The sequence below is a fragment of the Oscillatoria sp. CS-180 genome, assembly GCF_028330965.1.
Classification (GTDB): domain Bacteria; phylum Cyanobacteriota; class Cyanobacteriia; order Phormidesmidales; family Phormidesmidaceae; genus Halomicronema.
The window spans coordinates 72,822-86,144 of record NZ_JAQMUB010000093.1; the positions used below are offsets into that span (position 1 = coordinate 72,822).

The window sequence follows — 13,323 nt, forward strand, 5'->3', positions numbered from 1 at the left end:
TAGGAAGTCCTGTTTCAGGAACTTACGGAATGACTCGATCGCCTGGTGCCCTGCCGCCGAATTTTTGGACTCAGCTGCATACGCTCTGGCAAATATCCAGCCCCATGTTGCGAACTCGGCGGATTGCTGGACTGCTGGGATTGATGGTATTGCTGGCGATCGCTAGCGGTGGCTTCCTGGTTTGGGAAAGCATTCAGCGGGGCGAATTCATCTCAGCGTTGGCAGCCCGAGACGCAGAGCGCTTTCAGCGATCGCTGATTACCTTTATCGGCATCCTCATCGGCAGTGCTCTCCTGCTTTCTCTGTCAGCCTTTGTTCGAGATACCGCTGGATTGCGTTGGCGACAGGGGCTGAACCGCCAATTCTTAGAAACCTATTTAGCCGATAGACACTACTATCGGCTCACTTTGCCCTCGGCAGGTGCCGACATTGATAACCCCGATCAGCGACTGTCCGAAGATATCCGGCTAGTGACTCAAACGACATTAATTGTCATCGTAATTGCCCTAGAATCAGGCGTGCAGCTGATCGGTTTTTTAGGCGTCTTATGGGCGCTTTCTACCGTGCTGACAGGAGTGTTGATGGTTTATGCCGGGCTGGGGACTGCGATCGCCCTCCTCTTTTTTGGCAAACGTCTGACCCGCATCAATGCTGAACAGCTGAAGCGTGAAGCAACCTTTCGCTTTGGCCTAATTAATGTGCGCGAGAATGCCGAATCGATTGCATTCTATCAGGGACAGCAGGCTGAAGGCACCCTGCTCAATCGGTCTTTTACAGCCGTCGTTGCGAACTTCAATCGGCTGATTCGCTGGCAGCTAGGACTCGATTTCTTTCAAAACAGCTATCAGTATTTGACCTTCATTTTGCCCAGCGTGATTTTAGCACCGAGTATTCTCGCCGGTCAGCTGGAAGTGGGTGCGATCGTTCAGTCTCAAGCGGCCTTCGATCGCATCTGGCTGTCGCTGAGTCTCATCGTCGTGCAGTTCGAACTACTCACCACACTAGCGGCTAGTATCGGACGACTCAGCACCCTTGCCGAGTCCTTGCAAGCGCTTCAGCAAGCGGAACCGACCTCAATTCAACAGTCAGTTGGTCCAACGCTGTCTGTGCAGGACTTGACGGTTCTAACGCCGAATGGCCAACGCTGCCTGTGCGAGGAGCTATCACTTGAAGTTCCCCCAGAGAGCAACTTGCTCGTTGTCGGTCCCAGTGGAGTGGGCAAAAGTGCTTTGATGAAAACGCTGTCAGGCATCTGGACAGCTGGAGAGGGAATCCTCAAACTGCCTGCCGACAGTTTATTTTTGCCGCAGCAGCCCTATCTCACCTTGGGATCCCTGCGTCAGCAGTTGCTCTATCCCCACGGCAACGATACGGCAACACCAGAATCACTGGTCCGCGCTCTAACTCAGGTAGAGCTGCTTCACCTCGCCCAACTCCCACTCGATACGGTAGACGATTGGTCCCAACGTCTTTCTTTAGGAGAACAGCAGCGGCTGAGCTTTGCTCGTCTTTTACTCCAGCGTCCGGCCTACGCCATTTTGGATGAGGCCACGAGCGCGGTCAGTATGGAGCAAGAACAGGCGTTGTACCAACAGCTCGTGGCAGCCGGAATCACCGCCATAAGCGTGGGCCACCGTCCTAGCTTGCTGACCTATCACACTCAAGTTTTGACGTTATCTCCCGATCGCAGCTGGTCTCTTCACCCTACTCAGGAAGCTCCCCTTGCTTGATCCTCAGCCTCTTTCCTATCGCCAGCGATGGCAACACATTTGGCCCGTGCTCAGGGCCTACTGGGTTTCTCGTGAAAAATGGGGGGCGTGGGGACTGTTGCTGCTGCTAGTGGTTATATTGCTGATCCGAACAGGGCTACAGGTTCTTTTCCTCATTTTTGGCGGCGAGTTGACTTCGGCCCTAGCCGCACAGGATCGCGATCGCTTCGTGCAGGCCCTTTTCATCTTTCTAGGGGTCCTGGCCGTAGGAGTCCCCTTTGCATCTTTAAGCGGGTATCTCGGTGCCGAGCTGGGATTGTACTGGCGGGAATGGTTGACTCGGCGCTATCTGCACCGCTACCTAGACGATGCCCAATTTTATCAGCTTCGCCTTCAGGGGCGGGTGGATAATCCCGATCAGCGCCTCGAAGCCGACATCCGCACCCTGACGCAAGAATCCCTCAGATTTTTAATGATTGGTCTGGAATCTGTTTTTCAGCTTATTGGGATTGCCGGAGTGTTGTGGGCCATCTCTCAGCCGCTAACGGTATTTTTGGTGGTGTATTCCGTGGTGGGTACCGCGATCGCCACCTTCTTTTTTGGTCGCATGTTGGTCGGCATCAACTATGAGCAATTGCGGCGAGAGGCCGATTTTCGCTTTGGATTAGCCCGTATTCGCGAGAATGCTGAAGCGATCGCCCTTTATCGCGGCGAAACCCCCGAATTACGTCAGAGCTGGCAGCAATTTCTATCCGCCTTTTACAACTTTAAACGCTTGATCCGCTGGCAGTTGGGTCTCAACTTATTCCAAAATCACTACCGCTATGCCACCTTCGTCATTCCAGGACTGATTCTGGCACCGCGTCTGTTTGCCGGAGAACTTGAAATTGGTAACGTTACTCAAGCCGGAGCCGCCTTTAGCCTCATGTTGGGAGCACTGGCGCTGATTGTGCTGCAAATGCAACAGCTCACCAATCTTGCCGCAGCGGCCCAGCGACTCGGTCAGCTGGATTACGCTCTCAAGCAGGCCCACCCTAGCAGCCCCAGTGGCAGTCTCACTTATATCCAGCGACAACCCGGTGACGCGATCGCCTTACACCATCTCACCATCCAAACCCCCGATGGTCAAACCACCTTAGTGCGCGACCTGTCTGTGTCAGTTCCCAACCAGCAGCATCTGCTGATTGTGGGGCCGAGTGGAGTCGGGAAAAGTAGCCTGCTGAGGGCGATCGCAGGACTCTGGCAAATTGGCTCCGGCACCATCACGGCCCCCACTCCCAGTGACATGATGTTTCTCCCCCAGCGTCCTTACCTCATCCAGGGGTCGCTACGCCAGCAGCTTCTCTATCCAGCAGGAGCGGTAAGCCCAAGTCAGGTCGTCTCGAAGGACCCATTGAGCAATCGGAATTCAGGAGACCGCGCTCAGGAATCAGCTCGGAATGTCTCCCAAATCTCGGACGACGTCATGATTGCCGTCCTCAAGCAAGTCAACTTGACCGAGCTGCTAGAGCGCTGGGGTGGCCTAGATGGCGGAATTGAAGAGATCCAAACCCTCTCTGGCGGAGAACAGCAGCGCCTTGCATTCGCGCGACTCTTACTGAAGTCTCCCCACTATGCCCTATTGGATGAGGCTACCAGCGCCCTAGATTTGTCCAACGAAGCACAGCTATATGAAGCCTTGCAGTCAACGAAGACCACTTTCATCAGTGTCGGCCATCGCTCTTCTCTGAGGCCATATCATCAGCACGTGCTAGAAATGTTCGCTGAACCAGGTTGGACGATAGAGGCGATCGCAGGTCAAAAGCCCAACGCCTAGTGCGCAACGACGTCCAGCAGCTTGAATGACGGCATCTGCTGCATACGGTTGCTCTAAAGGATCAAATGAATTATTATCACCAACCATAGCTGCATCCGTGCAGCTTGCTTCCCCGAAAATTTGGTCGGCGGCACTGGTAAGTGGTCACAACACAAACCAGCGCCTAACCCATAGACAGAACAGACCTGTCGTACGGGCTTTGCCTATTTTAGGTCGCCCCACCGAAGCGCTTCGTCTAAGGGCGACTGAATCTTCGGGGATTCCCACCCAATCCAATTCTTTGGAGGAATCCTCGTGATTACCATTCAATACTTTCTGCCGTCTCACCACGCTGAGGCGGCACCGCCGTCGTTGCCGAGTAACCGTGCTCATCCCCAGCGACGACACAAACGCCTGCGCCTGTATCTCGTCGGCACCGAAGCAGACACCCAAAGCGCGATCGACCTGTTCCACCTACGAAACTGCATCGAGCGCATCGAGTGGAGTCCCAAGATCGATGTCCCCGAAAACGGCGTGCTGATTCGCCAAGACCCCGGTGACGTGTTGCGATATTTGCAGCGCGACAGATTGTTTGAGTAGCAACTAATTGACGGGTACGGAGGAGTCTAGGGGCGATCGCGGCTCTGTTTGGAGAAGGCGATCGCTCCAGCCCATCAAGATCTTTCACTGTCCCTCACTTGGCAAAGATATAGCGGCATGTCTTTGAGTCAAACACACCCCGTTCCGGCTCAGTTTTAACAGCGGAAAAATTTTGGTCGTTAAGGCTCAAAAATAGCCTGCGAACTACTTCTGGACTAAATCGCTTCCAAGTTATGGTTTGAACCGCTTGATCTGTCGTTCACCCGATTTGGATGAATCCTGGCTGTGCCTGGAGACCAGTTGCCGCGTCTCGGGCAACTATTCGGTTAGTTTTAGCGGTGCCCATAACCCGCTGCCGGCAACCCCACATTCCAAGCGGCAGTCTCTTGGCGGTCAGCGTGCATTAGGATTGTTATGTTGCGTTGCCATGCTTCTTGCTAACTAAGCTACTGCAAAACCCGTATGTTGCCGTATTTTAGGATGGCGAAAACCCAGCACAATGTCTTCTTTGGAAATACCTGCTGCCATCAAGTCAGTCGCGACCCCTTCCTCAGTGTCATCGTATTGAATCCAAATCTTATCGCCAATCAAGCTGATGTGGATTGGGGTTGAATGAAGGTATTTGTCACCAGACCAGCCCATATCTAGAATTAAATACTGCCCTCGTTCATCATCAAAAATGAGCTGAGAAGTATAGCCATCGGGCAGAGTTGCACGATAATCAACATGATTTTGAAGAATGTTCTTGATGATGCTTTGATATTCTAATCGGGTATCCATTGCACGATCGCCTCACTATCATCATCAAAGACAACTAATTTGACCACTCGATTCTTGAGTAAGACCTGTCCCAATTCCTATAGTGAACACACTATTAAAGGTTGCTTGTGATACCGCTAGATAAAGGTTACGCTCAATGCCCATTTCATCAAGAATCTGATGATACAGGACGTACTGACCCAGTGCTTGCTCTAAATCTCTGACATCTGACTGCCCAACAAAGCTTTTCACTTCAACAACAATTCTTTGCAAGCCTCTCTCAGCACTAATCAGGCGCTCTGCACCCAAATCAGCCGATAAACGCTTTTTCCCAATCTGAAGCGGAAAGGGATTATGCGTAATTGTCCATCCATCTTTTTGTAAGGCATGCTTTACAGTGTCGTGATAGATATCTTTTGCTGGCACAAAAAATAGAATAATTGGGTTACTGCAAGCATATACCGACTGTCGTTGCTTTTGATATCAATAGGTAGGCTTCAAGTATGCCCTCACCGAGAGCTAAGCGGCATAACGACCAAGTTATGCCGTCGTCGCTACCTAGACTCAATCGTCTTTAGAAACTCATCTGCTGTAATCACTAGCACATCACGGAATGGATGCAATACAAGTAAATCCCTATCGCCACTAATGATGTACTGTGCTTCCCCATTCAATGCCAACTCCAACACCTTGTCATCTTTTGGATCACGGCACTCCTGCACATTCTCAGTTACGTCAACTAAAACTGCCCGCTCTATCAAAGCTTCTAAAAATTCCTCTCGCTCCTCAGTTGTTAAATAACGATTAAATTTTTCACGCCCAAGAACCTCATTCAACTCTTCCAAAAGGTCGAGTGACACTAATACTTCTCCATTTGCTAAAGCGTATCGAAGTGCTTGAGCAGGTTTGCTGTTCTCAAACAGAAGCGCACTAATAAGAGCATTTGTATCAAAAACGTAGCGCACTTCATTCTTCATCCAAAATTGAGTTCAAAATTTCTGGGGTTAACCCTCGCGCTTGAGCATTCCGACTAATATCACTCATCACTTCTTCCAGGGGTCTTTTGTGTCGAGTTGCATCACCAAGCTTTAGGCTGAGTAATGCTTCTAACTTGCGACGCTGCTCTTCAGAGGCTGCCTCAAAAATACGGGCAACCTCAGCATTCACACGGATTGTGATCGTTTTAGTTTCCATAGCAGTTATTTATTCTGTAAACGATTTTACTGTTGCAAATCTTGCCATTGATCTATAGCGAACTGAATTAAGTGTTCTCTCCTATTTTTAATTGCTTCCTCATCCCACATCTCCCGATCAACATCAGTGTCGGAAACAATCTCTTTCAAGTGCATAAGATTAGCCTTCTTGTAAACCTCCTTTTTGTCTTCAAAACATTTATTACTTGCCTCTGAATTGAGAGGTGGTGAGAGTAGACACAAATTCCCTATAGAGTGCAAAAGCTCTTTATGCTTAGTTTCAACAATGTGACTCCAACCAGGATCACTTTTATCTTGAGGTAAAATATGTTCTATTGTATTGTTCGGATTCGATTCCCATATCTCATTCCATAGAATTTGGTTAAGTTGAGAGCCATTCATTTTCGATAAATACTCTTCATACCTAAAGAAAAAGTAGCGCAGTTCTTTTTGCCAGTCACTATAAAAATCATGTTTATTCGGTTGCGCCCTAACAGAATAGTTGAGGCGGCATAACGACTCAAATCAGCGGCGGCATATGACTTTGAACTCGTCATCAGAGGTTTTCAACCGTCCGCTGCATTTGAATTGTTAGCTAGCGGATGTGGGCATAATTGCTCGATAATATAGAGGTAAACAAAGCATCTTAAGGATACTCCTATGAACTCAATGCCTAGTTTGCTCACGCGCATCACCCAAACTCCTGGTCAATGCGGTGGTCGTCCATGCATTCGAGGAATGCGAATCCGGGTCACGGACATTCTGGAGATGCTAGCAGAAAACGTTAGTGCCGCTGAAATTTTGGAAGACTTTCCTGATCTGGAACCAGCAGATATCCAAGCTTGTTTGCTTTTCGCAGCCCGCCGTACTGATTTCCCCAGACTCACGGCATGAAAATTTGGATTGATGCCCAACTACCTCCAACTCTAGCAAATTGGTTGTCAACGACGTTTGGGTTAGAAGCATCTGCTCTACGAAATTTGTCCCTTCGAGATGCTCAAGACATCGAAATTTTTGAAGCAGCACGAGCTGAAAATGCCATAATTATGACTAAAGATAGTGACTTCATTGACTTGGTCTGCCGTCTGGGAACACCACCTCAGATTTTATGGTTAACCTGCGGCAACGTTACAAATCGCAATTTACGACAGTTGCTGACTGTTACCTTACCCGATGCGCTAGAACAGCTACGACAAGGTGAAACAATTGTTGAAATCAGTAATGCTCCCTAAAAGAGGCATTATTGTAATAATGTTAAAGACTCCAAAACTTGAATGAAGACTTCGGGATCTAATGCTTTGCATCGGAGCATTTCTGAATTTTCCTGAGAAACATAAGCACGCTCCCAGTTTGAAGAAGACAGCATAACATCAGCACCCATTTCTATTTCTACTAGACTTAACAGCCCATAGCTCTCTCCATCCTCGTACATGTATACAGGAATTAATCCAAATTCTGTCTGTGTATTCTCAAGAACGGTTCCAGAAGGAAAATTATCAGGAGTGTAGAGGGTAAAGCATTCACCATTATTACTCTCGTGCCGGATTCGATAAATTGGGTATTCATCACCATTAAGGTACTCTACAATTTCACCACTTGCGTGGGTAAGTCTAAATCCCTCTGGTACAAAATCAGGCACCACGATAGGAACAGACAATTGTAAAAGCTCAGTTCTTTGTTCGTCTGATAGTAAATGTCCATCTGTCGATTCCACCTGAACATTAGATTCATCATTTCTTTCATAGATGGATGCTAGATGTTGGAGAGCTGTATCGGAAACTAGTTTATTAACAGAGATATTAAAGCTAGAAGTAGCGAAATTCATTGACATTAAAAGCGTGACAAACATTTATTTCTCCTAACCTAACGGAACTGTGGCTTTTACACACTGTAATTTAGACAAGTAGCACAAGGCTTATACAGAGCCAGCTAACTCGTAATTAGAGGGAAAGTTTCCACCTAAAAAGTTGTACTCTTAAAGTCATCAGAATACCTCAGTCATAAGGCTTTCGATGGCTTTCAAACTCATCTTACAGTGGATGATTATGTGGAATGGTATCACCCTCACACTGAGACAATCCAGTTGGAATAGTTGCCCCGCAATGCAACCATTCAAGCATTAACGACCCAAATTTTTCCGTTGCTAGAACTAAGCTGTTCCCTGTTCCCTACTTCCCTAAGATACTGAGATGGACTTGACCAAGCTGCACAGGGCTATATCCAATCTGCCGACAGACCTACTATTGTTCTGTTCCAGATCGCATCGCCTATTCGTTAAAAATCATGACCTCTATCCCTATATGTTTAGGTTGAGTGCGACTAGAACTAGACCTGAATAGTAACATTCGTAGTGGTATCTCCTTGTTTAGCACAACTAATGATCATGGGCTAACTAGTACACTACGGCAGAAATAGGCTCACCCTGTAAAACGCTCGGAAAGCTTATCTGCCTTAGTTTTGTAGAGCTTTGCTCTTCTCGCAGAGTATTTTGAATTTTGAATTCCGCACAGCGGTACCAGTAGCTATCTCGCCCAGACGAAGATTTGGCCAGTAGATGTTTGACCAATCAGCAGAATGCGGTTCAGATGGGAGCAAAGAAAATGAGCATGGTTCAGTCATGGATCGACGAGTTTCAGGGAAGTGAATGGAACGGTAGGGCTGAATTATGGATTGATCCAGCAGGGAACGAAGCTGACATGAGTGAGAGCACGCTGAGCATTGGGTCAGAGATACTTTCTTACACGTGGGCTTACGAAGGCGAGACCAAAACAGGCGCTTTCACATTTCATGACAGCGGCGCAACGTGGACAGATAGCTGGCATCAGCCCGAACCTGTGCAATGTCGATATCTTACGAATGCTTGGGGTCTCTTCACTGTTGAATATGTCTATCCGGTCCCATCTGGTCCTGACTGGGGTTGGCGAAGTAAGCTATCCCAAAGACCTGATAACAGTCTGGTGCTTCAAATGACCAATATTGCTCCGTGGGGCGAAGAAGGTCGAGCGGCCAGGATGATTTTTCAAAGAGCGTAATTAATAACGTTCATTTCAAATAGCCTAGCCTACAAAGGATCTACGAGCGTACTGAAGTCTGGTTGATCGACTTCAATTTCAGCGGTGTAGCAGGTCCAGTCGGAGCGGGAAAGGGTTTTACCACAAACAGCGGGCTGGTGTTGCTGGTGGTAGACGAGATAGTTGAACACTAAAAGCGGCATCCCTAAAGGAATAGCGAGATATTCACTCAGCTCGTAACTGGCCGGAATACTTTCGAGGCTGACTTCTGCGGCATTGAGGTGAATACCGTTTTTAACCAGCGTGCTGTAGGTAAATCCTTGCTGAAGCTTCTCTGCAAGGGACTCTCCGATCGCGACGGGATAATAAGTCACATCCAGAGCGATCGGGGAATCATCGGCATAAATAATTTTCTCTTGCCAATAGACCTCAGTGTCTTTTGCGGGTAGCTGAAGCTTGCGGCTAACGTCTGACGTTGCCTTGATTCGCTGAAACCGAAGCGACTGAACTTGCCCCACATAGCCCTGTTGTTTCAAGGCTGAATCAAAGTACATGAGGGGATTGGCCATCGAAAAGCTGATCTTGTGCTGCTCTGTGACAAAAATACCTTTCCCCTGCTGAGTAGTGACTAGACCCTGCTGAATGAGATTCCCGATCGCCTTGCGAATGGTAGTACGACTGACCCCAAACACCTGACCCAAATCAAATTCGCTAGGCAACCGCTCACCCGGCTCGTATTCCCCTGTCTCAATCTTTTGCTTAAGCTTCTCTGAAATTGTGATGTGCAAATGCTGCTTGTCGATACCTTGACTACTGGGAACCATAGAAAACGTCATCGTATGCTGATCACCTTTGGCATCTTAGCGAATGAAGATCATAATAGAGCCTAAAAATAACGCCTGTGAAATGTCCGTTTTAGACCACTCATACAGCGACTAACTGAAAACGAGACAGCTTAAATAGGCTGGTGTTATGGGGAGTATGACCTTCAGTGGCTAAGTCTGCTAGCATCTTGCCCATCAGCGTTGTAAATTTGAAACCATGTCCTGAGAAGCCTGCACCAATGACCACGTGAGGATAGTCAGGATGCTGATCGACTACGAAGTCCTTATCGGGTGTCAACGTGTAGAGGCAGCGTCGGGTAGAGATTAAAGGACCCGCTGCATCAGGAATATACTGCTTGGCAAAATCACGAATGCGCTCCGTCCAGTCATGGCTTGGGGTATAGTCTACTTCGCTGGGGCTATCCACCGTGTCCCAGCCATAGAATGTCGTGATTTTGATCCCAAGACGGTTATCCTCATGGGGAATTCCATAAGGCATTTCGCCATAGTCGCCATTCATGTGAGCAAAGAAGACGGGAAACTTGCCTGGTTCAAAGTTTGCAGCATTGCTTGGCTGATAGAATCCAAGCTGACAGGGCATGATTTTCAGCGGTAGGTTAATGCCCTGCTTCGCGAGGAGTTCCTTGGCCCAGCTACCCGCAGTAACAACGAGGCGATCGCTCGCAAACGTCTCTGCGGCTGTCTGCACTTCTACGCCATTTTCAGTAGGCCGTATCTTTAGCACTGGGGTCTGGTCAATTATCGTTGCCCCTCGCTGCTGGGCAAGATTGAGATGAGCGAGCACGCAGCGCGACGCCCTTAGCAAACCGGAATCGACATGAAAGAGACCCTCCATACCGTCCTCTAGAGAAAACTGAGGATAGCGATGTGCAATCTCTGTCTTGTCAAGATGCTCGTAGTCCAGCTTGGCTGCATCCAGGCTGGTTTTCATCCGCTGAAAAGTGTCTGTCTCAGGGAAACCGAAGTCCAGTCCCCCTGTCTTGACATAGAGCTGTTCGCCCGCTTCTTCTTGCAGGGCAAACCAGAGCGGATAGGCATCTCGCATCAGCTCAACATAAATAGGATTGTCGTAGGTGTATCGGATGACGCGAGAAAATCCGTAAGAGCTTCCTTTTTGGTGATTCAGCTCGAACTGTTCCAATAGCAGAACCTTTTTGCCTGCTCTAGACAGGTAGTAAGCCGTTGCGCTGCCAATTCCCCCAGCGCCGACCACAATGACATCAAACTGCCGTGTCATTTCAACCAACTCCTAGAAACCCTGAAACCGTTGTTGATCGTGCCGTGTACGGCATGAATCAATGAGAAAAATGGGCATAATCCCATCCCGCCTGCCGCTGTTCACTGCCGTGCAAAAGTGCTTTATCTGAAAACAGATCCCCTATCGAGCGATCGCCTCCGAGGCCATTTCTGCTTCCTTCAGCTTCCGAGCCTCCATCACAACTCGATACTCATAACTCAATCCTCGATAGATGCTGTAGCACATCACTAGCAACACCAATGCAAACGGAAGCCCTGTTGTGATGGACGCCGTTTGCAAGGCAGACAAACCACCACCCAAGAGCAAAACAGCCGCCACAACACCCTCCATAGCAGCCCAAAAGACGCGCTGAGGCACAGGAGATTCCAACTTGCCGCCAGATGTGAGGCTGTCGACTACTAGCGAACCAGAGTCTGAAGAGGTGACGAAGAAGACCACCACTAAAACAATGCCGACAAACGAGGTAATTCCGGTCAGTGGCAACTGTTGCAGCATAACAAACAATGCCGTGGCCACATTCTCAGCAACGGCTTCACTGATCACGCCACTCGATTCGCCTAGTTCCATATTGAGAGCAGTGCCGCCAAATGTAGACATCCACAAAAATGTCAGCATTGAAGGCAGCAACAGCACGCCGATAACAAACTCTCGGACAGTGCGACCTTTTGAAACTCGTGCAATAAAGATGCCGACGAAAGGAGACCAGGAAATCCACCAGCCCCAATAGAAAACGGTCCAGCCGTTTTGCCAATCAGTGCCTGAAAAGCTTTCAGTCCAAAAGCTGAGGGTCGGCAAAGATGCTGCGTAATACCCCAAGTTCTCAACGAAGGAATTCAGAATAAACAGGGTTGGCCCCACTAGCAACACAAATCCCATAAGTATTGCGGCCAGAATCATGTTGAGTTCACTGAGGCGACGGACACCATTCCCTAATCCCGACACAACGGAAGCCGTCGCAAAACCTGTGATGATGGCAATCAGCCCGACCTGTATTGGAGTAGCAATCTGCAACCCAAACAGAAAATTCAAGCCCGCATTGACTTGTTGTACCCCCAAACCCAGCGAGGTTGCCAAACCAAACAGTGTGGACGCGACCGCCAAGATATCTACAACATTGCCGGGCCAGCCATAAATTCGCTCGCCCAGAATGGGATAGAACACTGATCGAATCGTCAGGGGCAGTCCCCAATTGTAGGCAAAGAAAGCCAACGACAGTCCTACGAGAGCATAGATGCCCCAGGCATGAAGCCCCCAATGGAAAAAGGTGATGCCCATCGCTAGCTGAGCGGCATCTGCTGTGTTTGCTTCGACAGCTCCCAGTAAGGCAGGCGGACCTTGAAAGTGGTAGATCGGCTCGGCCACGCTCCAGAACATCAATCCAATTCCCATCCCTGCGCTAATTAGCATGGCAATCCAGGCGAAGGTGGGAAATTCGGGTTTAGCATCGGGCCCCCCCAGTCGCACGCTGCCCAATTTACTGAGGGCAATACACACCGTAAAAATGAGAAACAGACTAACAGCGAGAATTAAAAACCAACCCATCACCCCAGCAATAAAGGATTGCACTGCACCAAAAGCAGTCTCGGCTGGCTCTTGGAAAATGAGCGTAAACAGAACAAATAAGAGGATCAGTCCCCCCGAAACTAGAAACACCTCTGCGTGAAAATCAAAACCTTTTATGACGAAATTGCGATCGCCCGGACGACGACGAAGGTTACGAGTTGGTGCATGCTGTGGCATTTCAAAAGAATGCGCTTCAGGGAACTCCCTCCCAGGATCTTGTGTAGTCATAACTGTTGTTTAGCTCCAGCTACAGTAATAGAAAGCCAATAAAAAGCCGTAATACCTCTACTTCAATCAAACAATTTTCCCTAACGCCTTGCGAGGAGGGATCAGCTTCTTGCGCACGCTAATGCCGAATCTGAAAATGCGCACAGCCCACTCCAGACTGATATCAAAAACCTTCCACGTCAAAATCAGAATGAGCCGGCTAATGTTTTCAGTGTCTCCAGGGCAGATTTGGATGAAGCTATCGGCACAGGCCGTAGAGAGAACATCTTACCGAATGCTGGGCTTGCACCAATACATTAATTACAGAATAAGCGGTGTCTATGCTGAAAGTAAGACCTCTTTCTCGGTAAAACTGTCTTTGC

The 13,323-nt window shown here is 48.8% G+C and carries 14 protein-coding genes and 1 pseudogene; 6 read left to right on the top strand and 9 right to left on the bottom strand.

Features of this window, described 5'->3' with window-relative positions; all coding sequences use genetic code 11:
• Positions 1–29 precede the first annotated feature (29 nt).
• The 3 genes from PN498_RS25430 to PN498_RS25440 all read left to right on the top strand — a co-directional run bounded on the left by PN498_RS25430 (position 30) and on the right by PN498_RS25440 (position 4,104).
• Positions 30–1,730 (top strand): ABC transporter ATP-binding protein/permease, encoded by a 1,701-nt coding sequence (locus PN498_RS25430; RefSeq protein WP_272066261.1) that lies wholly within the window; start codon positions 30–32, stop codon positions 1,728–1,730.
• Complete coding sequence (locus PN498_RS25435; protein ID WP_272066262.1) at positions 1,723–3,525, top strand: ABC transporter ATP-binding protein/permease; 1,803 nt, start codon at positions 1,723–1,725, stop codon at positions 3,523–3,525. Before PN498_RS25430 ends, PN498_RS25435 begins: the two co-directional genes overlap by 8 nt.
• 294 nt (positions 3,526–3,819) lie before the next feature.
• Entirely contained in the window at positions 3,820–4,104 is a 285-nt protein-coding gene (locus tag PN498_RS25440) for a hypothetical protein (RefSeq protein WP_272066263.1), read from the top strand.
• A 441-nt stretch (positions 4,105–4,545) separates the two neighbouring features.
• On the opposite strand, the gene PN498_RS25445 is transcribed toward PN498_RS25440, so the two are convergent.
• The 5 genes and pseudogenes from PN498_RS25445 to PN498_RS25465 all read right to left on the bottom strand — a co-directional run.
• The gene (locus tag PN498_RS25445; protein ID WP_272066264.1) at positions 4,546–4,884 is read right to left on the bottom strand and encodes a XisI protein; all 339 of its coding nucleotides are present in this window, start codon (positions 4,882–4,884) and stop codon (positions 4,546–4,548) included.
• Between the two features lie 24 nt (positions 4,885–4,908).
• Positions 4,909–5,289 carry a XisH family protein gene (locus PN498_RS25450; RefSeq protein WP_334312292.1) on the bottom strand — a complete coding sequence of 127 codons (381 nt, stop codon included), beginning with the start codon at positions 5,287–5,289 and terminating at the stop codon, positions 4,909–4,911.
• Positions 5,290–5,417: 128 nt separating this feature from the next.
• Positions 5,418–5,840: a putative toxin-antitoxin system toxin component, PIN family gene (locus PN498_RS25455; protein ID WP_272066265.1), complete on the bottom strand. Its 423-nt coding sequence runs from the start codon at positions 5,838–5,840 to the stop codon at positions 5,418–5,420.
• A complete protein-coding gene (locus PN498_RS25460; RefSeq protein ID WP_272066266.1) occupies positions 5,830–6,057 on the bottom strand; it encodes a hypothetical protein in 228 nt (75 codons plus the stop codon). Before PN498_RS25460 ends, PN498_RS25455 begins: the two co-directional genes overlap by 11 nt.
• 26 nt (positions 6,058–6,083) lie before the next feature.
• A pseudogene (locus PN498_RS25465) lies at positions 6,084–6,533 on the bottom strand (HNH endonuclease family protein); the annotation flags it as partial.
• Positions 6,534–6,716: 183 nt separating this feature from the next.
• Here PN498_RS25465 and PN498_RS25470 point away from each other — a divergent pair.
• Together PN498_RS25470 and PN498_RS25475 are read left to right on the top strand one after the other, a co-directional pair.
• On the top strand, positions 6,717–6,950 hold the full coding sequence (locus tag PN498_RS25470; RefSeq protein WP_272066267.1) for a DUF433 domain-containing protein: 234 nt from the start codon (positions 6,717–6,719) through the stop codon (positions 6,948–6,950).
• Positions 6,947–7,288, top strand: a complete 342-nt coding sequence (locus PN498_RS25475; RefSeq protein WP_272066268.1) for a DUF5615 family PIN-like protein — start codon at positions 6,947–6,949, stop codon at positions 7,286–7,288. The genes PN498_RS25470 and PN498_RS25475 overlap by 4 nt, the downstream gene beginning before the upstream one ends.
• A gap of 8 nt (positions 7,289–7,296) precedes the next feature.
• On the opposite strand, the gene PN498_RS25480 is transcribed toward PN498_RS25475, so the two are convergent.
• Positions 7,297–7,905, bottom strand: a complete 609-nt coding sequence (locus tag PN498_RS25480) for a hypothetical protein (RefSeq protein WP_272066269.1) — start codon at positions 7,903–7,905, stop codon at positions 7,297–7,299.
• 757 nt (positions 7,906–8,662) lie between these two features.
• On the opposite strand from PN498_RS25480, the gene PN498_RS25485 reads away from it, so the two are divergent.
• Entirely contained in the window at positions 8,663–9,088 is a 426-nt protein-coding gene (locus PN498_RS25485; protein WP_272066270.1) for a hypothetical protein, read from the top strand.
• Positions 9,089–9,117: 29 nt separating this feature from the next.
• On the opposite strand, the gene PN498_RS25490 is transcribed toward PN498_RS25485, so the two are convergent.
• The 3 genes from PN498_RS25490 to PN498_RS25500 all read right to left on the bottom strand — a co-directional run bounded on the left by PN498_RS25490 (position 9,118) and on the right by PN498_RS25500 (position 12,910).
• Positions 9,118–9,903, bottom strand: coding sequence for a GntR family transcriptional regulator (locus PN498_RS25490; protein WP_272066271.1), 786 nt, complete (start codon positions 9,901–9,903; stop codon positions 9,118–9,120).
• 88 nt (positions 9,904–9,991) lie between these two features.
• Positions 9,992–11,149: an N-methyl-L-tryptophan oxidase gene (gene solA, locus PN498_RS25495; RefSeq protein WP_272066272.1), complete on the bottom strand. Its 1,158-nt coding sequence runs from the start codon at positions 11,147–11,149 to the stop codon at positions 9,992–9,994.
• A gap of 141 nt (positions 11,150–11,290) precedes the next feature.
• Positions 11,291–12,910, bottom strand: a complete 1,620-nt coding sequence (locus tag PN498_RS25500; RefSeq protein WP_272066273.1) for a BCCT family transporter — start codon at positions 12,908–12,910, stop codon at positions 11,291–11,293.
• Positions 12,911–13,323: the final 413 nt, after the last annotated feature.